The 22,785-nt window shown below is 52.4% G+C and carries 20 protein-coding genes; 2 read left to right on the forward strand and 18 right to left on the reverse strand.

Annotation, left to right across the window (positions count from 1 at the left end; all coding sequences use genetic code 11):
• Positions 1-113: 113 nt before the first annotated feature.
• The 3 genes from ACFQ0N_RS17475 to ACFQ0N_RS17485 all read right to left on the reverse strand — a co-directional run bounded on the left by ACFQ0N_RS17475 (position 114) and on the right by ACFQ0N_RS17485 (position 2,476).
• On the reverse strand, positions 114-548 hold the full coding sequence (locus ACFQ0N_RS17475; RefSeq protein ID WP_379328389.1) for a CoA-binding protein: 435 nt from the start codon (positions 546-548) through the stop codon (positions 114-116).
• Between the two features lie 31 nt (positions 549-579).
• On the reverse strand, positions 580-1,878 hold the full coding sequence (gene aroA, locus ACFQ0N_RS17480) for a 3-phosphoshikimate 1-carboxyvinyltransferase (RefSeq protein WP_379328391.1): 1,299 nt from the start codon (positions 1,876-1,878) through the stop codon (positions 580-582).
• A 64-nt stretch (positions 1,879-1,942) separates the two neighbouring features.
• Positions 1,943-2,476 (reverse strand): shikimate kinase, encoded by a 534-nt coding sequence (locus tag ACFQ0N_RS17485; RefSeq protein ID WP_379328393.1) that lies wholly within the window; start codon positions 2,474-2,476, stop codon positions 1,943-1,945.
• A gap of 148 nt (positions 2,477-2,624) precedes the next feature.
• On the opposite strand from ACFQ0N_RS17485, the gene ACFQ0N_RS17490 reads away from it, so the two are divergent.
• Positions 2,625-2,915, forward strand: coding sequence for a hypothetical protein (locus ACFQ0N_RS17490; protein WP_379328395.1), 291 nt, complete (start codon positions 2,625-2,627; stop codon positions 2,913-2,915).
• A gap of 26 nt (positions 2,916-2,941) precedes the next feature.
• Here ACFQ0N_RS17490 and gndA read toward each other — a convergent pair whose 3' ends face one another.
• The 10 genes from gndA to glgB form a co-directional block, all read right to left on the reverse strand.
• Positions 2,942-4,354: an NADP-dependent phosphogluconate dehydrogenase gene (gene gndA / locus ACFQ0N_RS17495; protein WP_379328397.1), complete on the reverse strand. Its 1,413-nt coding sequence runs from the start codon at positions 4,352-4,354 to the stop codon at positions 2,942-2,944.
• 111 nt (positions 4,355-4,465) lie between these two features.
• Positions 4,466-6,040, reverse strand: coding sequence for a gluconokinase (locus ACFQ0N_RS17500; protein WP_379328399.1), 1,575 nt, complete (start codon positions 6,038-6,040; stop codon positions 4,466-4,468).
• 161 nt (positions 6,041-6,201) lie between these two features.
• Positions 6,202-6,798, reverse strand: a complete 597-nt coding sequence (locus tag ACFQ0N_RS17505) for a hypothetical protein (RefSeq protein WP_379328401.1) — start codon at positions 6,796-6,798, stop codon at positions 6,202-6,204.
• Between the two features lie 309 nt (positions 6,799-7,107).
• Positions 7,108-7,308 (reverse strand): hypothetical protein, encoded by a 201-nt coding sequence (locus tag ACFQ0N_RS17510; RefSeq protein WP_379328403.1) that lies wholly within the window; start codon positions 7,306-7,308, stop codon positions 7,108-7,110.
• A gap of 105 nt (positions 7,309-7,413) precedes the next feature.
• Positions 7,414-7,860 (reverse strand): hypothetical protein, encoded by a 447-nt coding sequence (locus ACFQ0N_RS17515; protein ID WP_379328405.1) that lies wholly within the window; start codon positions 7,858-7,860, stop codon positions 7,414-7,416.
• 528 nt (positions 7,861-8,388) lie between these two features.
• Entirely contained in the window at positions 8,389-10,359 is a 1,971-nt protein-coding gene (locus ACFQ0N_RS17520; protein WP_379328407.1) for a glycoside hydrolase family 15 protein, read from the reverse strand.
• Between the two features lie 15 nt (positions 10,360-10,374).
• A complete protein-coding gene (glgA, locus tag ACFQ0N_RS17525) occupies positions 10,375-11,805 on the reverse strand; it encodes a glycogen synthase GlgA (protein ID WP_379328409.1) in 1,431 nt (476 codons plus the stop codon).
• A 14-nt stretch (positions 11,806-11,819) separates the two neighbouring features.
• Positions 11,820-12,932 carry a glucose-1-phosphate adenylyltransferase subunit GlgD gene (gene glgD, locus ACFQ0N_RS17530; protein ID WP_379328411.1) on the reverse strand — a complete coding sequence of 371 codons (1,113 nt, stop codon included), beginning with the start codon at positions 12,930-12,932 and terminating at the stop codon, positions 11,820-11,822.
• Entirely contained in the window at positions 12,929-14,101 is a 1,173-nt protein-coding gene (locus ACFQ0N_RS17535; RefSeq protein WP_379328413.1) for a glucose-1-phosphate adenylyltransferase, read from the reverse strand. Before ACFQ0N_RS17535 ends, glgD begins: the two co-directional genes overlap by 4 nt.
• A complete protein-coding gene (gene glgB, locus ACFQ0N_RS17540; RefSeq protein WP_379328415.1) occupies positions 14,098-16,023 on the reverse strand; it encodes a 1,4-alpha-glucan branching protein GlgB in 1,926 nt (641 codons plus the stop codon). Before glgB ends, ACFQ0N_RS17535 begins: the two co-directional genes overlap by 4 nt.
• Before the next feature lie 306 nt (positions 16,024-16,329).
• Between glgB and ACFQ0N_RS17545 the strand changes: the two genes are divergently transcribed.
• Entirely contained in the window at positions 16,330-17,157 is an 828-nt protein-coding gene (locus ACFQ0N_RS17545) for an aldo/keto reductase (protein WP_379328417.1), read from the forward strand.
• Positions 17,158-17,386: 229 nt separating this feature from the next.
• Here the strand turns inward: ACFQ0N_RS17545 and ACFQ0N_RS17550 are convergent, their stop codons facing one another.
• From ACFQ0N_RS17550 to ACFQ0N_RS17570, 5 genes are all read right to left on the reverse strand, one after another.
• Positions 17,387-18,283, reverse strand: a complete 897-nt coding sequence (locus ACFQ0N_RS17550) for a helix-turn-helix transcriptional regulator (RefSeq protein WP_379328419.1) — start codon at positions 18,281-18,283, stop codon at positions 17,387-17,389.
• A 187-nt stretch (positions 18,284-18,470) separates the two neighbouring features.
• On the reverse strand, positions 18,471-19,238 hold the full coding sequence (locus tag ACFQ0N_RS17555; protein WP_379328421.1) for a hypothetical protein: 768 nt from the start codon (positions 19,236-19,238) through the stop codon (positions 18,471-18,473).
• Positions 19,239-19,328: 90 nt separating this feature from the next.
• Complete coding sequence (gene tuaD, locus ACFQ0N_RS17560; RefSeq protein WP_379328423.1) at positions 19,329-20,672, reverse strand: UDP-glucose 6-dehydrogenase TuaD; 1,344 nt, start codon at positions 20,670-20,672, stop codon at positions 19,329-19,331.
• 2 nt (positions 20,673-20,674) lie between these two features.
• A complete protein-coding gene (galU, locus tag ACFQ0N_RS17565; RefSeq protein ID WP_379328425.1) occupies positions 20,675-21,577 on the reverse strand; it encodes a UTP--glucose-1-phosphate uridylyltransferase GalU in 903 nt (300 codons plus the stop codon).
• A 26-nt stretch (positions 21,578-21,603) separates the two neighbouring features.
• Positions 21,604-22,785: an aminotransferase class I/II-fold pyridoxal phosphate-dependent enzyme gene (locus tag ACFQ0N_RS17570; protein WP_379328427.1), complete on the reverse strand. Its 1,182-nt coding sequence runs from the start codon at positions 22,783-22,785 to the stop codon at positions 21,604-21,606.

The raw sequence follows: 22,785 nt of genomic DNA on the forward strand, positions 1-22,785 counted from the left end.
GCAGAAACGGCCCGTACCGTCCGGGGTCTTTTGACGACAAACGGCGAACCAGCAGGTTCGCCGTCATTGTTGCCAAGCTTACTCGCCGTAGCGATGCGGCTTTACGCCAGGAGCTATGATTGGGCTTTGCCTTGCGGAAGCAGGATCGAATCTTCCACCTTGATACACCGGTCGGTCACGACCTGCAAGCCGCCGCGCTTGGCAATTTCCACCGCTTCATCGGAATGGATGCCCAGCTGCAGCCACAGCACGCGCGCACCGATAGCCGCAGCCTCTTCAGCTATAGGAGGAGTATGCTCGCTGCGGCGGAACACATTGACCAGATCTACCGGCTCCGGAATATCTTTCAGGGAAGGGTAACATTTTTCTCCTAAAATTTCAGAAGCATTGGGATTCACCGGGATAATGCGATAGCCTTTCGCCTGCATGGCTTGAGATACCATATGCGACGTACGTCCGGGATCATCCGATAGACCGACAACGGCAATTGTGTTTGTCTGCTCCAAAATTGCTTTAATCTGTTCGCGGGAAGGATTTTCAAAAGTCATCTTGGCATTCACTCCCTTTACGCAAGAGTCGTTATTCTGCTCCCACCCATTCAACTTGCGCGCCAAGCGCGCGCAAATGATCAAAGTAGATCGGGTAAGACTTGGCCACATGATGCGCATCGCGGATGCGGATCGGCTGCTTGGAGCGCAAGCCGACAACGGTCAAGGCCATAATGACGCGGTGATCGTAGTGGGCGTTAATTTCTACGCCGCCCTCTACGCCTTCCGGCCGGCCGTGCACAATAATCTCGCTGCGGCGCTCCTCGACATTGGCGCCCGCTTTGCGCAGCTCATTCAAATAATCTGTAATGCGGTCGCATTCTTTGTAACGCAGATTTTCCACATCATAGAAACGGGAGGTTCCTTCAGCGAAGACCGCTGCCGCAACCATCGCCAGCACCGCATCAGTCGCCTTATCGCCATCAAACTCCACCGCCTTCAGCCTGCCGTTGCCCTGAACGCGTACAATGCCGTTCTCATGTGTCAATGGCACTTCCATCATCCGCAGCACGTCGATAATCGCCCGCTCACCCTGCTTGCTGTCCTCTGTCAAACGATGGATCGTAACATCGGAATTCGTCACCGCAGCAGCAGCCAGAACAGCCGCCGATCCCGGATAGTCGCCTTGTACAACATAGTCTTTCGCTTTATATTGTTGTCCGCCCGGAATGCGATAATGCATCAAGTCTTCGCTTGCTTCGATTACGATTCCCGCTTGCTCCAGCACTTCGAGCGTCTGGCCTACGACGACCTTCGATTTCAAATCATGCAGCACTTCTATTTCGCTGTCTTCCGCAAGCAGCGGCGTCAGGAAAAGCAGCGCACTAAGAAACTGCGAGCTGACCGCCCCGGATACTTGAATTTTTCCGCCTTTAGGCTGTCCGCCGCGGATCGTAATCGGCAGCTTGCCTTCGCGGTGCGTGACCGTTACGCCGATTTGTCCCAATGCATCGATCAAATCGTGATGCGGACGTTTGCCTAACGAATCCGGATAATGGTTCACAAAAGTTACATCCTCGCACAAGGCGGCAATCGCCATCAAAAAACGCAAGACAGCGCCCGCATTGCCCACATCAAGCTCCTTCACATTTTTCGGCTTGCGTCCAAAGCCCGTGATGACGATTTTCTCATCGTCCTCTTCAATCAAAGCGCCTAGATCGCGGATACAACGGCGCATGGCATCGCTGTCCTCGCTGTGAGCCGGATAATAGATCGTGCTGGTGCCTTCTGCCAGCGCAGCTACAAGCAAGTAACGCGTCGTATAGTTTTTGGAAGAAAGTGCCTGAATCTCACCTTTTAATGCCGGTGTGGGAGTTACAATTACATCCATGTTTGCGTCTAGCTCCTTTAAATATAATCAACTGCGCCGACTGACATCAGACGCAGCCTTTGCGCTAATTGCCGGCTTCCTGCTGCCAGCGTTCCCAAATTTGATCAGCAACCTGTTCTGCAGTAAGCGGAGCGGTCTCAATCGCAAGATGGGCGAAGTCGTACGCATGCTTGCGATCCTCCAGCAGCTTGGGCACCCATACCTCCGGATTTCCTTGCAGAAGCGGTCTTGCCGCGTCCTTGCCAACCCGCTCAATTATACATGCTGGATCCGCCTTGAGCGCAACGACAAGCCCATGCGAGCTCATCAGCTCGCGATTTTCTGCAGCAAGGACAGCGCCGCCGCCGGTAGCAATCACATGGCACTCCTTTTCGCTCAATACAGCGCCAAGCACCGATGTTTCGATTTTACGAAAAGCCGCTTCCCCTTGCTCGGCAAAAATATCGCGAATTTTCCGTCCTTCGCGGCGTTCCAGTTCAGCATCCGTGTCAATTGCCTTGCAGCCAAGCCGTTCGGCTAACAGATGACTGACAGTCGACTTACCGGTTCCCATAAAACCGACCAGCACAATATGCTTTCGTGTTGAATGCTTGTCCATCTCGTTTGCCCACCTACTCGATTTGCCGTATTTCATACTACTATGCCAGCCCTTATCATACCATTATTATGAGTTGCCGGGTATAAAAATGTATATTTTGCCGTACAGATGTATAGTAGTTATAACTAAGGATGGGAGTTGTCTGCCTGTGGCTTCTAATTATAAGTCCTCCTTGCCCCGGAACCGCTTTGCAACTATGCTGCGCTCCGACTACCCGCTTTGCCGCGACGATGTAATCTGGATGCTGGAAACATTGAAAAAGAAAATGGCCGATGAAGCGTCCGCTTTGTCGGACCTTCCTCAGCCACAATTGCTGCGTATGTTTCAAGCCTTTGCTGAGGTCTCCATGATGCTTATCAAAAACCGGCATGGCTGCGACACAGAGATCGAGCGCCTGCGCAGCTCGTTACAAGAAGCGGCGCATGCGCTCGACCTATAGCCGGACTAGCCGTCCAGGCTGTTATATTAGGATTGCAGCCAGTTGAAGTGGAAGGTGCCTTCTTTATCAACTCGCTTAAATGTATGGGCGCCAAAGTAGTCGCGCTGCGCTTGCAGCAGGTTGGCCGGCAGACGCTCCGTACGATAGCTGTCATAGTAGGACAGGGCGCTTGCAAACGCCGGCACCGGAATGCCTTGGGCAACTGCGGTCGCAACGACCTCACGCCATGCGCCTTGGTAGGATTCAACGATTTCTTTGAAGTACTCGTCCAGCAGCAGGTTAGGCAGCGCAGAGTTGCGATCGTAAGCATCCTTGATGTTTTGCAGGAAGCGGGCGCGGATAATGCAGCCGCCGCGGAAAATCATCGCGATATCGCCATAGCGCAAATCCCAGCCGTACTCGTCGGAAGCGGCGCGCATTTGGGCAAAGCCTTGCGCATAGGAGCAAATTTTGCTTGCAAACAATGCTTTGCGCACGGCTTCGATGAAAGCTGCTTTATCACCTTGATAAGGCGCTGTCTCAGGCCCCTTCAGCAGCTTGCTTGCTGCGATGCGCTCTTCCTTCAATGCCGACAGGAAGCGGGAGAATACCGATTCCGTAATAATCGAGAGCGGCACGCCAAGGTCGAGCGAGCTTTGGCTCGTCCACTTGCCGGTACCTTTCTGGCCTGCAGAGTCCAAAATAACATCAACCATCGGCTTGCCGGTTTCAGGATCGTATTTGGAGAAGATGTCAGCCGTAATTTCGATCAAGTAGCTGTCAAGCTCCCCTTTATTCCACTCTGTAAAGATTGCCTGCAGTTCTTCCGTGCTTACGCCCAGTACACGCTTCAGCAAATCATATGCTTCGCAAATCAATTGCATATCGCCGTATTCGATGCCGTTGTGCACCATTTTGACATAGTGGCCGGCGCCGTCCGGTCCGATATAAGTGCAGCACGGATCGCCGTTCACATGGGCGGAAATCGCCGTCAGGATCGGCTCTACCAGCTCATATGCGGAACGCTGTCCGCCTGGCATAATGGACGGGCCTTTGAGCGCGCCTTCCTCGCCGCCGGATACGCCGGTGCCGATAAAACGGATGCCTTTTGCTTCAAGCTCTTTGCTGCGGCGCTGCGTGTCAGGGAAATATGCGTTGCCGCCGTCAATAATAATATCGCCTTGATCAAGATGCGGAACAAGTGCGTCGATTGTTGCGTCAGTGCCTGCGCCAGCCTGAACCATAATCAGGATTTTGCGCGGCGATTCAAGGGATGCTACGAACTCTTCAACCGAATATGTACCAACGAGGTTTTTACCGGCTGCCTCTTTGAGCAGATCATCCGTCTTTTCGCGCGAGCGGTTGTATACCGATACGGTAAACCCTTTGCTCTCGATGTTTAATGCCAGGTTTTTGCCCATTACGGCCAATCCGACTACCCCGATTTGCTGTTTTGACATTTGGTTCTTCCATCCTTTATCTATCGTTTTAGTTTACAATAAACCTATTTTACCCTTTTTGCCCCGGATTGAAAAGCTTTGCGTCAGGTTTGCCTGCTTTTTGTCCCCTGCTCAATGTTCGCGCTGAAAGGCAGCAAGCTCCCTGTAAGCTGGAGCAAGCGCGCCGTACAGCGAGCGATAGACCGGCCAGAGGCGGTCGTAGACAGCTGACGCCTCCGGCCGCGGCTCACAGCGGTCAGCGGCAGACACCTGCGCTGCCAGCCCGCGCAAGCTTTGCGCCTTGCCAAGCGCAAGCAGCGCCAGCATGGAGGCGCCGATGGCCGAAGCCTCTTGCGTGTCCGCCAGCGTGACCGGACAGCCGAAAATGTCGGCCATCAGCTGCCGCAGCGCGCTCGAGCGGGCAAAGCCGCCGGAAGCGCGAATTTCGCGGAGCGGGCCGCCGGCGGCCGCGGCCATCGACTCCGCCACAGCGCGCAGGCCGTAGACGATGCCCTCGAGACCTGCGCGGAGCATATGCCGCCTGTCATGGGCCAGCGACAGGCCGACAAAGGAGCCGCGCGCATCCTCGTCCCAATGCGGTGCGCGCTCGCCGGCCAAATGCGGCAAAAACAGCAGTCCGCCCGCTCCGGCCGGCGTCTCCATCGCCAGCCCGATGAGCCGTTCATATGGATCCGCCCCCTGCTGCTTCGCCGCAGCGGCATCGGCCGGCGCAAACTTCTCGCACAGCCAGCGCAAAATCACGCCGCCGCTGTTCACCGCCCCGCCGGCAAACCATAGCCCGTCTATAAGGGGGTAACAGAACAGCTCCCCCTTCTTGTCCCCCGCAGGCTGCAAAACGGCTACGCGGACAGCGCCGCTCGTGCCGACTGTAACAGCGGCTACTCCGCGATCGATCGCCCCCGCGCCGACATTCGCCAGCACGCCGTCTGCCCCGCCGACGATTACGGGAACCGCCGCTTTCAGTCCGAGCGCCCGCATAGCCTGCGGCTTCATTTCATTCATGATATGCGTTGCCGATACAAGCTGCGGCAGCCGGGACTCATTAACTGCCGCCAGCGCAAGCGACTCCTCGTCCCACCGCTCCTGCTCCAGCTGATAGAGCCCGGTCCCGCCAGCGACTGACCGGTCCATGACATAGGGGCCGCCGCACCAGCGATGCAGCACATATTCCCTGATGCCAATAAAAGCAGCGGCCTTTTGGTGAATATCCGGCTCCTGCTCACGCATCCACATGAGCTTGCACAGCGGCGTCATCGCATGCACCGGCACGCCGGTACGCGCGGCAATCGCCGCTGCTTCTCCGCTTTTTCTTAGCAGGGAAGCATACTTGGCCGCCCGCAGATCAGCCCAAGTTATGCACCCGGTCAGCCGCAGCCCGTCTGCATCGACCGCAATCAGGCTGTGCATGGCAGAACTGAAGGAAATGGCCAGCAGTTCGCCCTCGCCATCGTTGATCTGAGCATTGAGTTCTCTCAGCGCCTGTTCGGCGCATTCTGCTATATAGTCGGGATCCTGTTCAAAATGCCCCGGCTTCACTTCATTCAGCGGGTATCCTTTCTCCACTCTTAACAGCACTGCCCGGCGACCGGCAGCCGGCTCCAGCAGCGCGTCTGCGTCAATTGCCAATACTTTGACACTCGTCGTTCCGATGTCGACGGCCGCAATAACAGTTCTATCCTTCATCATGCTGCTACTCTCCTTCACTTACTTCCCCGATAGGATTTACTTTAACCGGAGCCGCCCATATTTTCAATGACGCCTAAACGCTTTCAAGAAAAAAAGCTCCCGGCAGCCATCGGCTTAACCAAGAGCTTATTATACAAAATGCAAGGCACAAATGCGGCACATTACAATTCAAGCTGCAGCATTTCGACCCGCAGCTGCTCCAGCTTTGTCCTGGACAGCTCCTTTTGCTGCTCATTTTCTGTCACAATCGCTTCGTGAAGCAGCGACAGCTCGTAATCCAGCTCATACCGCAGTACTGCCGCCCGTTCTTCCGCCCGCTTAGATTGAAAGGCCTGGATAACGTCCTCGACGGTCACATAAGGCTTTTTCTGGTAAATAATCCGATGTTCCATGCCGGACACCTCCACAAGTCGTATTATTTCACCGAACATAATGTTCTCAATGACAATTTGCCGATCCTTGAATCGTTTGACAACAGCATGCCCTCGCGAATCATTAATCAATTTCTCGATGAGTTCCGACAGTTTTTCATCCTTGATCAAATAATTGCCAACCAATTTGTAACAATTATGAACCCGATGGAACCGAAGCTTGACAAGTTTGCGTCCGCTGCGAATTGATGCAAGAAAATGTTCATCCGTTTCGCTCCAATAAAGCGAGTACCCTTCCTGAATTAAATCGCGAATCAGATTTTGGATTTGCCGCCGATCAAATCGCAGTTCCAGATTGCAAAACTCTACCCCGCAGCTCTTATTCACGGCAATCCCTCCCACCCTATCAAATAGGCGAAATGTTCTGAATATTCTCTCTTTGTCTTATATCTTATACTCCATCTTATGTAATGGCAACTTGGTTTATTGATTATTTTTCATCCAATTTGTTATCGCCAGGGCGGAAAAATCAGTCATAAACAAGTGGTATCGAACCAGCCTTGTATTCGCGCCATAAAACAAGCGTAAACGCTCTCATGAAACCATCCGGCAGTTGCATGGAGGTTAGCGCACAAAAATGGAGCAGAACAAAAATCGTTCTGCTCCATCATTGCCGGCTTGCCCTTGTTCAAACAGTCAGACAAACCATTGATCTAATATTATGCCGAACGTCACACCGCTGACGATCGCCCCGGCAAAGCTGAACCAGCCGGAACGGAATTTGCGCTTGAACATTTGCAAAATGCCGAAGCTAAGCAATGAAAAAAACAGTAAAATAAACAATGCCCCCGTAATAAACAAGCCGGCGGATATATCGCTGACATTAACCAATGTCAAAGGAAACACTCCCCTAGATTGCAGTCTTAACTTGCATTATAAGGGATAGTCCGCCTTATCGCCAACAATCTCCTACAGGAAAGTCAAACAATTTGGTGACAAATACTACTCAATTTCCACCTTGTATACCTTTTTACGCAGCTGCCGCTTGCGCATGCGGATTTTCAGCGCGCTTCCTTCTATATATGCTCTGGAATAGCGCGGCATAACAAGCGCCGGAAGCTTGATGATTTTCTTTTTTCCCTTTGCCAAACCGCAAATGCGGATACGATCCTCCCGCACCTGAAGACGCACATCCGCTATATAAGTCGATTTTGGCAGTTCCAGCTGCGCGAGCACATAGCGCTTCGTTTCCTTTACCGTAACCCCGCTTTGCCGCGGTACCGCCGATGTGGCCGAGAGCATCGCTGCAGCAACTGTTGGCACCGTCTCAGAAATCATTTGCATGACATAATTTTCAATCCAAGCAGGGTCGCGGAGAACTCCTTTCTCCCCCTTCCGTTGCTGACGCTTTATCCAATCCGTCAGCGGCTCAGTGCTTCGAGAGTGCAAGCTGCCCCACCTCCCATCTCCCCTATCGTATGCAGGGCGAAGGCCTGCTGCTACTAGTTTACACTTCTTGGAACATCTGGGCGTTCGCCGCTGAGTTACAGCAGTTCGCACTCCCGTCTCAAGTAAGCGATTGTACCCAAAATATTTGCCCCGGTACAAACATCCAGTCACCTCATCTGTACCGTGCATATATTGCATTATGTGATCGGCAAACACGACACATGAAACAATTATTTCGGGAGGTATGTACAGTGGGCTTTCCTGTAGGTGGTTTTGGCTGTGGACCAGCCGTTGGAGGCGTTGGAGGCGTTGGTTGTGGTCCTGGAGGAAATCTCGGGGCGGTTTTAGTGCTTTTCATCCTTCTTGTCATCATTCTTCGCACTATCTGCTTCTAATGTGCCGCAAAGCAAGTCTCTATCGGAAAATATAAGCTGATTATTTTGCAGTACCGTCACTTATATTTGGACACAAACCGGCCTGCCCCGTAGGGGGTACGGCCGGTTCCGTTTGCAATCGAGCGGACAGGCGTCATGTGCCGGATGCCGAAAGTTCCTTATATTTGGCCGTATATTTGCTGACACATTGGACAAAGGTGGCATGCGACCAAGTCAGCGGAGCGACCGATTGCGGGCTGCCGTCAAGCGGATGGAGCTGCTCAGGGAGCGCCCCGCCAGGCAGAGCATGGCGAGCGGCCCATTCCAGGGTGCGCCGCGGCTCCTCCAAATCCTGCAGACTGGAGGCGACGGCAATGTCGTAGCCGGCTACCCATAATGTACATATAATCCATGGATTGCCGGGTATGCGCTCAATATCGGCCGACTGTTGAAAATAATAGTCATTCGTATACCGGGCGATGCCGCCTACCTCTGTACGAATCGTCAGATGGCTCCGGATTGCTTCCATCGTCCGCTGAACGCGGCTGTCCTCGACAGGCAGCACTCCAAACTCCCATATGCCGAACAAGCTGCTTTCCACTGTCATATCCTTCTCCCATTGGTGGTCCCGCCATACCAGGCCGCGGGCAAAACGGCCGCTTTCCTCATCCCACAGATGCGTAAGCATCCCCTGCTTGATCCTCTCCGCAGTTGCGCTAAGCATATCGCTTCGCTCATAATCACCGAACAGTTCCGTGAAAAAAGCTGCTGCCTGCAATCCGCCATATACCGACGCCGTTGTATATGTCCAAATGCCGTACCGCTCTTCCCATAAATCATAGCTTGGCTTGGGCAGGGATAGCGACTCTTCAATATACCCGTTCAAAAATGCTGCGCCCTTGCGAATTAAACTGCTGTACAAGGACTGCGGCAGCTCGATCACCTGATGCCTCATGTAATCTTTCCATAGTGCGAACAGGACGAGCGCAGTCTCATCCTCCTGAATGGGCAGGCGGCGCTTCCCTTGCACGATATAAGGATGCCAGCTTGAGCCTACCGTACCGTCCGGATTGTACTTATGATACAAATAGCCGTCCCGCGATAAGGTCTGGGCGCAAAAATGGAAAAAGGGCGCAACGACGCTTTGATATCCGGCGAGCGACATCGCCTCGGCGATCAATGCGCCGTCGCGCGGCCACATATAGCTGTAATGGTCACGATTGTATTGCAAAATATCCGTATCGTTCGCCGCGATAATGGCCCCGCGCTCATCCGTCTGCGTCCTTACCAGCAGCAAGCTAAGCCTGAACAAACAGGCTACCTCCGGCGGCAGATCGCCCAGATCGGATTGCGCCCGGTTAAGCCAATGGTTCCAATAGATGACGATCCGGCTCAGCAGCTTTTCCGGCAGTTGCTCCTGCACATAGCGGTCGAGCTGCTTGACCTCCTCCAGATCCTGGCCGATCGACATCCAGTAATAGACCGTCTTCTCGCCGGATGCCGGCAAAGATGTCTGGAAGCACATCGTACTGTCCACCGAGCCCTGAGCAATGGCGTTTCCCATCAGTGCGCCGTCTTCGGCATCGCGCCATGTCCCTTCCGCTGACTGAAACCGCTTGATGCCTGTAGTATACTCGCTCATGCCGCCTTCATCAGAGGCGCCGTTAAACATAAAATACGATGAGCGCTTGTAATGAAAAATCGTATGATTTTCCGGATAATAGACTGCCGTATCTCCGACCTCCGTGCCATCAATCATCAAATCCTGATGAAAAAATAGACGGCAGCGCTTCGGCTGGTCAGATTGATTGCGGATGACCACCCGCTTCAAATAGATGCATTCCCGCTGGTGAATGCCGTCATTGATATGCAGCTCGATGCCCAAACGCTTATTTTTCGCTACTACGCATGTAACGAGGGAGTCTTCAATATAGCCCAGCTCGAACTGCCAATCCGGATCGGCCAGCCATGAAAATTGTCCCTCCGCCCAAATGCCGAATCGGCAGTATTGACCGCCGACATGATTGAGCTGACCTACATAAGGATAATAAATGTCGCGAATGTAACCGGTCCGGTCTAAATTGACGAGCAGCTTGCCGTTGCCGATTACGAGATGACGAGCCATGGTTGCTCTCCTTCCTTATTTCAACTCAGGCAAAAGGTTGCGGTAGAGAGCCATATAGGCCTGTGCGGATGCCTGCCAGCCCCAATCGAATGCCTCCTTTCCGCCAGCTATTCGCTCCCATACCGCTCGGTTGCAGTAAAAGTGCAGCGCTCTGCGGATCGTATACAGCATGTCGTCCGCATTATAGTGAGTAAAGCTGAAGCCATTCCCTTCACCGGTGTACTCATTGTACGCCAGCACGGTATCTTTCAGACCTCCTGTTTCGCGAACAATCGGCACAGATCGATAACGCAGCGCAATTAATTGACTTATTCCGCAAGGCTCAAAGCGCGACGGCATGAGATACATATCGCTGCCAGCATAAATCTTTCGCGCCAGCCGGTCGTCAAAGCCGAGTGTAACATGCAGCTTATCCTGCCATCTTGCCGCTGCTGTACGCAGCATATGCTCATAGCGCTGCTCTCCTTCGCCAAGCACGACCAGCTGCACATTCTCGGCCATCAATCGTTCCAATACGGCGGCTATAAGATCGAGCCCTTTCTGATCGACAAGCCGCGAGACGATGCCGATCATCGGCGTATCTTCCTGCACTGGCAGGCCAAGCTCGGCTTGGAGCGCCAATTTATTTTTCCGTTTGTCTGCCAGCTCATGCCGATAAGGCACAGCCAGCGCCGCATCATGCTGCGGATCGAACAGATCAAGATCCAGGCCGTTGATGATGCCGGTAACCGATCGCTGCCGCAGCAGGCCGTCCAGCTTTTCTCCATAAGCTTCCGTCTGAATTTCAGAGGCATAGGTCGGGCTGACGGTCGTCAGCTTGTCCGCATAGATCAGCCCTCCTTTTATGCAGCTGCCGGCCCCGTAAAACTCCAGCCCGTCCGCGCCGAACAGCTCTTCTCCCGCCCCCAGCAGATCCATGAGCAGTTCCTTTGCAAATACCCCTTGGTACATCAAATTGTGTATCGTGAATACCGTCTTGACCCCGCGGCAGGCAGGGTCATAACGATAGCGCGTCTTCAGCAGCATCGGCACGAGCCCGGCCTGCCAGTCATGCCCATGTATAATGTTCGGCCGGAAGTCGAGGTAACGCAGCGCTTCTGCAACAGCGAGCGCAAAAAAGACGAACCGTTCTGCATCATCCCCATAGCCATATAGGCCGCTGCGCTTAAAATAGTACTCGTTGTCAATCGTATAATAAATGATGCCGTCGAGCTCCATGCGCAACAGACCGCAGTATTGGCGGCGCCAGCCAACACCAACTGTGAAGGCGGCGACCGTTTCCATACGCTGCTGCAGCTCCGCAGGTATGGCCTCGTACTTCGGTACAATAATGCGTACGTCCGATCCCTCCCGCTGCAAAGCCCGCGGCAGTGCGCCCACCACATCCGCCAGCCCCCCGGTCTTGATGAGCGGCACCGCCTCCGAAGCAGCAAACAAAATATTCAATCGTGCCTCCTCCTTCAAATCACTTTGCGTTTCATGGCCAAAAACGGTGCGAGGGCAGCGCCGCATAGCTCCTGCTGCTGCTCAATTGTCACCTCTTTGTCCAAAATCGCATAATCCAGCCGGCTGCCGGCGCCGACACGGCCGTTTTGCATCACGATACTGTTGCGCACGACCGCTCCTTTGCCGATATGCACGCCGCGGAATAAAATGCTGTTCTCCACTGTTCCTTCAATGACACAGCCGTTGGCTACAAGGCTGTTGCTTGTGCTTGCCCCGTTCATATAACGGGCGGGCGGCTCATCTTTTATTTTCGTATAGATCGTTTCCGGCTCTTCAAAAAGATGCTGGCCGACCGCCGGCAGCAGCAAATTCATGCTGTGCTGATAATAGCTCCCCACCGTGTTCACAATGCCCAAATAGCCCTCATACAAATAGCGGCGCACGTGAAGCCGGTCCATCCACCCCATAATCGCATGTCTCACCAGATGGTCCTGCCCTTGCGCCAGCGAGGTTTCAACGAGCTCCAGCAGCAGCTCCTTGCGCATCACAAACATTTCCATCGATACGAGGTCGCTCTGCACGCGGCTGTAATGATCGCACATCGCCATAATCCGCCCGTTCCCGTCCGCCAGCACCTTGCGCGCCATACCGCCGCTAAGCTCCGTCTGCCGCTTGCAGACGACTGTAATATCCGCGCCGCTCGCCTGATGCTCGGCCAGCACTGGCGTAAAATCGATATTGCACACCATATGGCTGCGGGCAATCACGACATACTCCTGCACGCTGCGCGTAAAAAAATCCCGGTTTTGATAGAAATGAAACAAGTCGCCGCGCCGCGTCTCATTCACATCATTCGTAACCGGCGGCAAAATGAACAGCCCGCCATGACGGCGATGCAAATCCCAATCCTTGCCTGCCCCCAAATGATCCATCAGCGAGCGATACTTGGTATGCGCGAATACCGCGATCTTTTTCATGCCCGAATTGACCATGCTGGACAATATAAAGTCGATCAGGCGATATCGGGAGCCAAACGGCACAGAGGCAAGACAACGGCTCGCAGTCAAAGCTTCCATCTCATCTGTTTCGTGAATTAAATTAATAACGCCGAGTACATTGGAATTCATGGTTGCTCTACCCCCATAAAAGTTTGATTGGCAACGACATATTGCTCGCTGCCGACTACCGTAACGCCCTCGTCCTCCCGGTCGGGGCTGCCGATCACTACGTAATCCTCGATAACGGCTCCTTCGCCGATAATAGCCCGATACAGCCGGACGCCGCGGCCGATTTTCACATTCGGCATAATGACGGATTCAGTAACAGACGACCCTTCGCCCACATGAACGCCATAGGACATAATAGATCGATGCACCTCGCCCTGCAGAACGCAGCCCTCTGTAACAAGCGAATTGACGATGACGGCATCTGGGGCGATATAATGACCGGGACGATGCGGGTTGACCGAATATATCCGCCAATTGCGATCGAATAAATCCAGCGAAGGCTGGTCGGCAAGCAAATCCATATTCGCTTCCCACAAACTATCAAGCGTTCCAACGTCTTTCCAATAACCGGAAAAGCGGTAGGCCTGCAAATGGGCCTGATCGCGCAGCAGAGCCGGAATGATATCTTTGCCAAAATCGTTGCTGGAGGCGCGGTTTGCCTCATCCCGGACCAAATATTGCTGCAACAGCGGCCAGGAAAAAATATAAATCCCCATCGAAGCAAGATTGCTGGTCGGCACTTTTGGCTTCTCTTCAAAGGCGACGATTTTCCCCTCGTCATCGGTATGCATGATGCCGAATCGGCCCGCTTCGCGGTAATCGACCTCGATGCAAGCGATTGTCGCATCCGCTCCCGACCGCTTATGCTCCTCCAGCATCAAATCGTAATCCATTTTATAGATGTGATCTCCGGAAATGATCAACACATATTCCGGATTATAGCGTTCAATGAAGCTCATATTTTGATAGATCGCATTCGCCGTTCCTTTGTACCACATCCCGCCCTTTTGCTTCATATAGGGAGGCAGTATCGCCATTCCGCCATCCCGCCGGTCCAGCCCCCAGGGACTGCCGATCCCCAAATAACGATTCAATTCGAGCGGCTGATATTGAGTCAGAACCCCAACCGTATCGATGCCGGAGTTCGCACAATTGCTGAGCGTAAAATCGATTATGCGGTATTTCCCCCCGAAATGAACGGCAGGCTTGGCCAAATCCTTCGTAAGCACGCCCAGCCTCTTCCCTTCTCCACCGGCAAGTAGCATCGCAACCATCTCTTTTTGGCTCATCGTACTCTTCTCCTCTCAATTTGCGGTTCTAAGCTTAATAGTTGGAACGAAAGCGGCGGAATATCCAGGGTCACGCTTTGCTCCCGGCCGTGCCAAGGAAGCTTTTCTGCTGTAACAGCCTCAGCGGGCGCCGCTGTCCCGCCACCGTATGCCTGATTATCGCTATGAATAACAAGCCGGTAACGGCCATGCTCGGGAACGCCCAAACGATAGTTTTCATAATGGTCTGCTGAAAAATTGCATACGATGACAGCCATATTTTCCGTCTCCAGCCCGCGCCGCAAAAAGATAATGATGCTCTGCGCCGCATTGTGCACGTCAATCCACTCAAAGCCGCCGCTATCGCAATCTCTTTCCCACAACGCACGCTCCTTGCGATAGGCGCCGTTCAATGCCTTTACATAATCGCGGAGCTCGCGATGCTTGTCATACTCCAGCAAATTCCAGTCAAGGGCGTCGCCATCCTTCCATTCATCAAACTGAGCGAATTCTCCGCCCATGAAGAGCAGCTTTTTGCCGGGATGAGTCATCCAGTAGCCGTAAAACAGCCGCAGCTGGGCAAATTTCTCTTCGTAGCTGCCAGCCATTTTATTTAGCAGTGAACGTTTGCCATGCACAACCTCGTCATGCGACAAGGGCAGAACATAATTTTCTGCAAAGGCATAGAGAAGCGAGAAGGTGATCAGCTGATGGTGATGCCTGCGGTTGCGGGGGGCAATTGCCATATAGCGCAGCATGTCATTCATCCAACCCATATTCCATTTGAAATTAAAACCGAGGCCGCCCATGTAGGTAGGTGAGGTTACGGCAGGCCAGGAAGAGGAGTCCTCGGCAATCATAAGCGTATCGGGGAAATAGTGAAATACCGTTTCATTCAGCCGTTTCAAAAAGCGGATCGCATCCATATTTTCAGAGCCGCCCAGTTCATTGAGCGTATGCAGCTCCGGCGGCTTGTCTGCGTGGAGGTCGATCATGTTGGCTACAGCATCGACGCGCAAGCCGTCAATATGGAACACATCGAGCCAAAATACTGCATTCGAGAGCAAAAAGCTTTGTACCTCTGTCCGCCCAAAATCGAAGGCCAGCGTTCCCCATAGCGGCTTAACTGCCCGCTTTTCATCCGTCCCCTCATAAATGGGAGTGCCGTCGAACAGGCGCAGTCCGTGGTCATCCTTGCAAAAATGACCGGGCACCCAGTCGAGAATGACTCCAATCCCTTGCTGATGGCAGCTGTCAACAAGCTTCATAAGCTGCTCCGGCGTGCCATACCGGCTAGTCGCCGAATAGTAGCCTGTCGTCTGGTAGCCCCACGATTGATCAAGCGGATGCTCGGTTACAGGCAGCAGCTCTATATGCGTATAGCCTAACTCCTGCACATATCGAATTAAATCGCCGATCATTTCTTCATAGGTCAAAAACTGCTCCTTCCCTTTCGTCTTCCACGACCCCAGATGCACCTCATAAATTAACATCGGCTCGTCGTAAGGGCTGCGCTCCTTCTTGCGCTGCTGCCATAGTTCGTCTCCCCAGCGGTATCGTGTCAAATCCGCTACAACAGATGCCGTCCCCGGTCTCCGCTCGGATTGAAAGGCGTACGGATCGGCCTTCAGCTGCTGAACGCCTGATTGCGTTTCAATCTCATATTTGTACAGCTCGCCAATTTCCAGATTCGGCACAAAAAGCCCCCATACACCTGTTTCTCCTATCCGCTCCATCTGATGATGCCGAGCATTCCAATTGTTGAAACCGCCTGCGATGCCTACACGTCTGGCATTGGGCGCCCATACTGTAAAACGGACCCCTGTCTCGTCGCCAAGTCGAATCAAGTGCGCACCGAATGTTTGATAGCTATGATGCAAATCGCCCTTGTTGAATAAATACAAATCTCTCATTGATAGTCCGATGCCTGCTGCATTTACCATAAATTTGCGCACACCTCCTTGCATTGCAATCCTGTCTTGCCCCGCGTCCCTTCTGGGAGTCCGGTAATCTATTTGTATACAGCAATTCGCCCTTTAATGACCTATGAATGGAAAAACTTGACGTGGAACCGTTTTTATCGATAAAATTTAATATATTGCATAGAAGAGTCCGTTTCATCCGAGCGTTTGCCGGATTTATGAAGGCGATGAAATTGACCCTAGACATCCTCTATTAGTCCGCTCAAAAAGAATTGCCCTATGACAAGCTGCAACTGTTGTAAAATAATTTGAAGGAGGCGATGCTAGATGGCCACATCCATTGCAAGTCGTACCGCTTTGTATAACGGTGTGGAAATGCCATGGCTCGGACTTGGCGTGTGGAAAATGAATGAAGGATCTGAGGTCGAAAAGGCGGTAAGATCCGCTATTGACGCCGGGTATCGGAGCATCGACACCGCTGCGATTTACAACAATGAAGAAGGAGTCGGCAAGGCAATCCGCGACTGTGGTGTCCCCCGTGAGGAGCTATTCATTACGACGAAGGTGTGGAATGCTGACCAAGGCTATAATGCAGCGCTAAATGCATTCAAGGCCAGCCGCGAGCGACTTGGGGTGGAGTATATCGATCTTTACCTCATCCATTGGCCGGTCAAGGAGAAGTATAAGGAAACTTGGAAGGCGCTGGAGAAGCTTTATGAATCTGGCGTAGTACGGGCAATCGGCGTTTCCAATTTCCATATTCATCACTTGCAGGATATTATGGCAGGCAGCAATGTAGTGCCTATGGTCAATCAGGTGGAATATCATCCGCTTCTCAATCAGCAGCCGCTGCGGCAGTTTTGCGAAGCGAACCGCATTCAGCTTGAAGCATGGAGCCCGCTCATGCAAGGACGTTTGAACGAGCCTGCCCTGATCGAGTTAGCGGAAAAATATAGCAAGTCTCCCGCTCAGATTGTGCTTCGCTGGGATTTGCAAAACAAAGTCATCACCATTCCAAAATCGGTATCGCCGGAGCGGATTGCCGAAAACGCGAATATTTTCGATTTTGTCCTGGCTGACGAGGATATGGCGAAAATTAACGCCCTCAATCAAAACCAGCGTTTCGGCGCTGACCCAGACAACTTTAATTTCTAAAATAAAAAGAGCCGTCTCAGTGCGTAGTGGTTAACTACTTAGACGGCTCTTTAAGTTTTACATTTCGCGCAATGTTTCCTCTGGACAGTTTCCGAATGTGCAAAATGGACAATACTGCACGGTTTGCATCCATCTCGCCCTAATCTATGTATTGCGTGCAACTTGTCGTCCTCAGCCTGGCTGCTTCTTAACACGCAGCATGCGGACTTCCCCATAAACGACCGCTTATTTACTGTTCCTCATTCATCCGCCGAACGATGGTGCGCGGCAGAGAGTTGCCGGTATATTTTTTACGGTATAAAAGCGGAGTAACCCCGATATTTTCGGAGAAGGATCGGGAAAAATGCGGAGTCTGCTTAAAGCCGGTCTCCTCGGCAATTCGTGCAATCGGCCAATTTGTCTTCAGCAGCAGCAGCTTGGCCTGATCCAGACGGTACGACAACAAATATTGCTGCGGTGTACAATCGAACACCTCGCTCATACATCGGGCAATATAATTGGGATGAAGCCCCAGCGCCTCTCCCAGCTTGCCATTCGTAACAGCGGTCCGGTAATGCAGCTTCAAATAAGCAGCCGCTTCTTCTGCTACGGCGATTGGCGCCTTAGCCGCATCGCTGCGCCAGCCTTCATCCAGCAATTGAAGCAGATGCAAAAACCACTGCTGTCGCTGCCAAAAAGCAGCATGCGATGTTCCCATCGCCGCATCATGCAGCTTGGCAAACAAGGAAGCAGCCTCATCCGGAAATGCCAGCGACATCGACTTAGGCAGGCGAATCGCATACGAATAATAATCGCCGCGCAAGGAGCCGGCCTGGCTGTCATCTACTTCCTCCCAAGGCCCGGAAGTCTGAAAATGAACCCAATCAAGCACGGTTTCCTCGGTACACGGTTTGACTGAGTAATGCCATCGATCTGGACGCAAAATAAGCATTTGTCCAGCTCCCAGCGCCCAAGTGCGATCTTCCTCACCGATATAAAGCGTGCCCTTGTTGACAAACAACAGGTCGAACACCCCTAAATGATGGCGATTCGGATGTTCCATCCCTGGCTTATATGTTTTTCGGTTCGATTCAATGAAATAGGGCAGCGGCGGCGATAAAAAGGTAAGCAGCGGAACGGACGACACACGATGACCCCCTGGTTGAATTTTCAGCTTTTGCTTATTGCCCGTATATTTTAACAGACTATGCACGGATAAGAAATAGTAAATCGGCGCAATTTTTTGCATTTTATTGTTTTTGCACGAAAAACTGCCCCCTATTTCCGTCCAAAGACGAAACAAGGGGCAGCCGGGTAACCATAAGCATCAGCCGCTATTCAACCATCATTCTTAACTGATCCTTTCCTTCTTCCACAAAGCCGTCAAATGCTCGCTCGAATGGATCAAGCTCCGAGATCTTCGCACCGGCCTCCTCCAATTTCTTGGCCGCTTCTTTCATCACCTGTTTGAATTCTTGCACCGCTTCGGCAAGCGTGCGCTTGCCCTTATTGTACAGAGCGATCTTTTCTTCTTTTGTCTCAGCACTGATGTACTGGATGGCAAGAATTGTAAACTTCATCTCATATTTGTCTTTCATTGCCTCAAGCTGCTTTCGCGTATCTTTCAAAATTTTGTTAATCTGCCCTTGGTTTGGCTTCTGGGAACCATTACCGTTGCCGTTGCCGTTACCATTACCATTGCCGTTTCCATTGCCATTGCCATTGCCATTACCATTACCGTTGCCGTTACCATTGCCATTGCCATTGCCATTGCCATTGCCATTGCCGTTGCCGTTGCCGTTACCATTGCCATTTCCGTTGCCTTTACCATTACCATTATTGCCGTTGTTGCCGTTGTTGCCGTTGTTACCGTTGTTGCCCTTGCCGTTACCATTATTTCCATTGTCGTTCTCTTGAAAGCTGTTGCTACTCTTCAAAGCTATCATTAGCATGCCTTCGAGATTGTTGGATTGATTAATCTCTAAAATCTGCTGATAAATTTCATCAGAGCTGGCCGCTGGCTTTGCATTTACTGAAAGAGGCGCAGCAACTACAGTGATACCCAGGCAAGCAATGAGCAGCTTGCTCAAACGCCATTTCATTTTTAATCACTCCTTGTATTGGTTATTGCGGAAGTTGCAAAAAGATTCGGCGGGCCTCTGCTCCACTTCATATCCCGCGCCGGCCGCTGCTTAAAAATTGACCGGACGGCTGTCACTCTCAGCTACATTCACCGGCAGCCGGCCGATCGAATGATATTCAAAGCCGCTGCGGCGCATCGTCTCCAGATCAAAGCAGTTGCGGCCATCGATAATAACCGGCCGCTTCATCCGCTCCCGAATCCGCTCCAAATCCATCGTCAGCACCTCTTGCCACTCTGTCAAAATGATACATACATCACTGTCCTTTACCGCCTGCTCGATACTGTCGCAGTATTGTACACCTGCCGGCAGCAGCGCCATGGCGGATTCGCGCGCGATTGGATCAAACGCTGCTACAAACGCCCCTTGTCTCAGCAATTCAGGAATTATCGTCAGCGCCGGCGCATAGCGCATATCATCGGTGTTGGGCTTGAACGCCAAACCCAGTACAGCTACTTGTTTGCCTGTGAGGCCGCCGACAGCATCATAAAGCTTGTCCAGAATCACATAGCGCTGCCGTTGATTCGTCTTAATGACAGCCTGCAGCAGTTCGAAATTGTAGCCCACCTTATCCGCAATATGTACGAGCGCATTCGTATCTTTCGGAAAGCAGGAGCCGCCATAGCCGATTCCGGCCTGCAGAAACTTCCCGCCAATCCGGCTGTCAAGCCCCATCCCTTCAGATACTTGCAGCACATTGGCGCCCACTCGCTCGCAAATGTTAGCAATGGCATTAATAAAAGAGATTTTAGTAGCAAGGAAGGCGTTCGCGGCATATTTAATCATTTCCGCGCTTTCCATATCGGTTAAAAAAATCCGCGTATTGAAAGGAGCATGAAGATCGGCAATTTCTTTGGCCGCCTTCCCATTATCGGATCCGATCACCGCCCGATCCATCGCCATGCAGTCGGCAATTGCCGATCCTTCGCGCAGAAATTCGGGATTGGACACCACATCGAAGCTGATCCAAGGATATTTTTTGTTCGCTTGCACTACTTCCCGGACCAATTCCCCCGTCCCTACAGGGACAGTGCTTTTGTTGACGATAATTTTATAACTATTCAAATGCTCGCCGATTTTTTTGGCGGCCGACATGACATAGCGCATATCGGCCTCGCCCGTCTCGGACATCGGCGTGCCCACGGCAATATAAATAATATCCGACGCTTCGATGGCTTCACCAATATCAGAGGTGAAAAAGAGATGATCTCGCGCTGTATTTTTTGCTACCAGCTCCTCAAGCCCCGGTTCATAGATCGGCACCTGGCCGCGGCGCAATTGATCGATCTTGTTCTCATCCACATCGCAGCAAATGACCCGATTGCCGACTTCAGCAAAGCAAGTACCTGATACAAGTCCAACATAGCCAGTTCCAATAACTGCAATTTTGCGCATCGTTATTTCGCCACCTTATTGATTAATGGAAAATGCTGCTCATAAACCCCCTGAATATAGCCAAGCACATCCGACTTCAAATCTTCCCGCTGCAGGGCAAAATCGAGCGTTGCCTTAATAAAGCCAAATTTATCTCCAACATCATAACGCGAGCCTTCAAAGTTGTATGCAAGCACCGTCTTCTGGTCATTCAGCCGCTTGATGGCATCGGTCAGCTGCACCTCGCCGCCCGCTCCCGGCGACTGATGCTCTAAAATATCGAAAATTTCCGGTGTCAGCACATAGCGCCCCATAATGGCATAATTTGAAGGCGCCGCTTTGCGGGACGGCTTTTCTACAAGTGTATCGACGAAAAAGACCGAGGGCTCGATGGAGGAGCCGCGTGGGGCAATAATGCCGTATTTGGATACATCTTCGTCGCTAACCCGCTGTACGCCGACTACTGAGGAAGAGAATCGGCTGAACACCCGGATTAGCTGGCTGAGGCAAGGCGTCTCGGATTGTACAATATCGTCCCCCAGCAGCACCGCAAACGGCTCGTCGCCAACAAAGCTGCGCGCGCACCAAATGGCATGTCCCAGCCCCTTGGGCTCCTTCTGACGGATATAGTGAATATTCGCCATATCTGAAATCGCGCGAATTTGTTCCAGCTCCGTCTTTTTCCCTTTTTGTTCTAACGTCTCCTCCAGCTCGAACGATTTGTCGAAATGATCCTCAATAGCCCGCTTTCCGCGGCCGCTCACAACTAAAATATCCTCAATCCCGGAAGCAATTGCTTCCTCGATAATATATTGAATCGTCGGCTTGTCGACGATCGGCAGCATTTCCTTCGGCTGCGCTTTTGTCGCCGGCAGGAAGCGGGTGCCTAGTCCTGCCGCCGGAATAATCGCTTTGCGTACTTTCATAATCGAGTAGCCTCCTCGTTCCTGATTTAAATGGTCTGCTGCAGCCGCCCGGCCATATGCTTGAATTGTTCGGCAATGCAGTCGATCACTTTGCCTTGGGCTTGGACCGTCATGCTGGAGCCGGAAGGCAAGCATATGCCATGTGCAAATAATTGATCTGATACACTAAATTGAATGGAATGAGGGAAATATTGGTATTTCCTGAAGAGCGGCTGCAAATGCATCGGCTTCCATACAGGCCTGGCCTCAATGTTTTCCGCCTCCAGTGCCCGTACCAGCATCGCAGGCGTCAGTCCCGTTACACGCGGATTGATCGTCAGTGCGGTCAGCCAGCGTGTAGCGCGGCCAAACGAAGCTTCCGGCATAAAGGAAATGCCTTCAAGATGCCCTAACTCGCGCTCATAACGTTCGTATACTCCTCTTCTGGACGCCACCCTCGCTTCGAGCTGCTGCAGCTGTCCTCGTCCAATGCCGGCAAGCACATTGCTGAGCCTGTAATTGTAGCCAAGCTCGCTATGCTCGTAATGCAGTGCCGGCATACGCGCCTGTGTGGCCCAATGGCGCGCCTTGGCCAGCGCGGCTCCGTCATCCGATACAAGCATCCCGCCTCCGGAGGTTGTAATAATTTTATTGCCGTTGAATGAATATACGCCGTAATCGCCGAGCGTGCCGCTTGCTTTCCCTTTATAAGTTGCGCCCAGCGACTCAGCCGCATCTTCAATTAGCGGAACGTCATATTGGCGGCAAAGCCCGATAATCGGCTCCACGTCTGCGCTCTGCCCGTACAGGTGGACGACGATGACCGCTTTCGGCAGCTTCCCTTCTGCGCTTGCAGCTGCAAAGGCGCGTTCCAAAGCTTCCTTGGACATATTCCAGGTTTCGAAATCCGAATCGATAAAAATCGGCTCCGCACCCAAATATAAAATCGGGTTCACACTGGCTACAAAGGTTAATGTAGAGACGAACACCGTATCGCCCAGCCCGACGCCAGCCAGCTTGAGCGCCAGATGAAGACCGGCTGTTCCCGAGCTTAAAGCGACTGCTCCGCCAGCCTGCACGTAACCGGCAAGCTCCTGCTCGAACGCATCGACATTGGGTCCTAGCGGAGCGATCCAATTCGTTGCGAACGCCTCCTCGATATATTGCTGCTCGGCTCCTCCCATATGTGGGGGAGATAAATAGATTCGCTCGTTGTTGGCCACTCCCAT

It is taken from the genome of Paenibacillus sp. GCM10027626 (genome assembly GCF_042676285.1).
GTDB lineage: Bacteria > Bacillota > Bacilli > Paenibacillales > Paenibacillaceae > Paenibacillus_Z.

Excerpts from the sequence above, each read along its gene's own strand:
- ACFQ0N_RS17475 (WP_379328389.1), bottom strand. The coding sequence starts at position 548 with ATGACTTTTGAAAATCCTTCCCGCGAACAGATTAAAGCAATTTTGGAG.
- aroA (WP_379328391.1), bottom strand. The coding sequence starts at position 1,878 with ATGGATGTAATTGTAACTCCCACACCGGCATTAAAAGGTGAGATTCAG.
- ACFQ0N_RS17485 (WP_379328393.1), bottom strand. The coding sequence starts at position 2,476 with ATGGACAAGCATTCAACACGAAAGCATATTGTGCTGGTCGGTTTTATG.
- gndA (WP_379328397.1), bottom strand. The coding sequence starts at position 4,354 with ATGTCAAAACAGCAAATCGGGGTAGTCGGATTGGCCGTAATGGGCAAA.
- ACFQ0N_RS17500 (WP_379328399.1), bottom strand. The coding sequence starts at position 6,040 with ATGATGAAGGATAGAACTGTTATTGCGGCCGTCGACATCGGAACGACG.
- ACFQ0N_RS17520 (WP_379328407.1), bottom strand. The coding sequence starts at position 10,359 with ATGGCTCGTCATCTCGTAATCGGCAACGGCAAGCTGCTCGTCAATTTA.
- glgD (WP_379328411.1), bottom strand. The coding sequence starts at position 12,932 with ATGAATTCCAATGTACTCGGCGTTATTAATTTAATTCACGAAACAGAT.
- ACFQ0N_RS17535 (WP_379328413.1), bottom strand. The coding sequence starts at position 14,101 with ATGAGCCAAAAAGAGATGGTTGCGATGCTACTTGCCGGTGGAGAAGGG.
- glgB (WP_379328415.1), bottom strand. The coding sequence starts at position 16,023 with ATGGTAAATGCAGCAGGCATCGGACTATCAATGAGAGATTTGTATTTA.
- ACFQ0N_RS17545 (WP_379328417.1), top strand. The coding sequence starts at position 16,330 with ATGGCCACATCCATTGCAAGTCGTACCGCTTTGTATAACGGTGTGGAA.
- ACFQ0N_RS17555 (WP_379328421.1), bottom strand. The coding sequence starts at position 19,238 with ATGAAATGGCGTTTGAGCAAGCTGCTCATTGCTTGCCTGGGTATCACT.
- tuaD (WP_379328423.1), bottom strand. The coding sequence starts at position 20,672 with ATGCGCAAAATTGCAGTTATTGGAACTGGCTATGTTGGACTTGTATCA.
- galU (WP_379328425.1), bottom strand. The coding sequence starts at position 21,577 with ATGAAAGTACGCAAAGCGATTATTCCGGCGGCAGGACTAGGCACCCGC.
- ACFQ0N_RS17570 (WP_379328427.1), bottom strand. The coding sequence starts at position 22,785 with ATGGGAGTGGCCAACAACGAGCGAATCTATTTATCTCCCCCACATATG.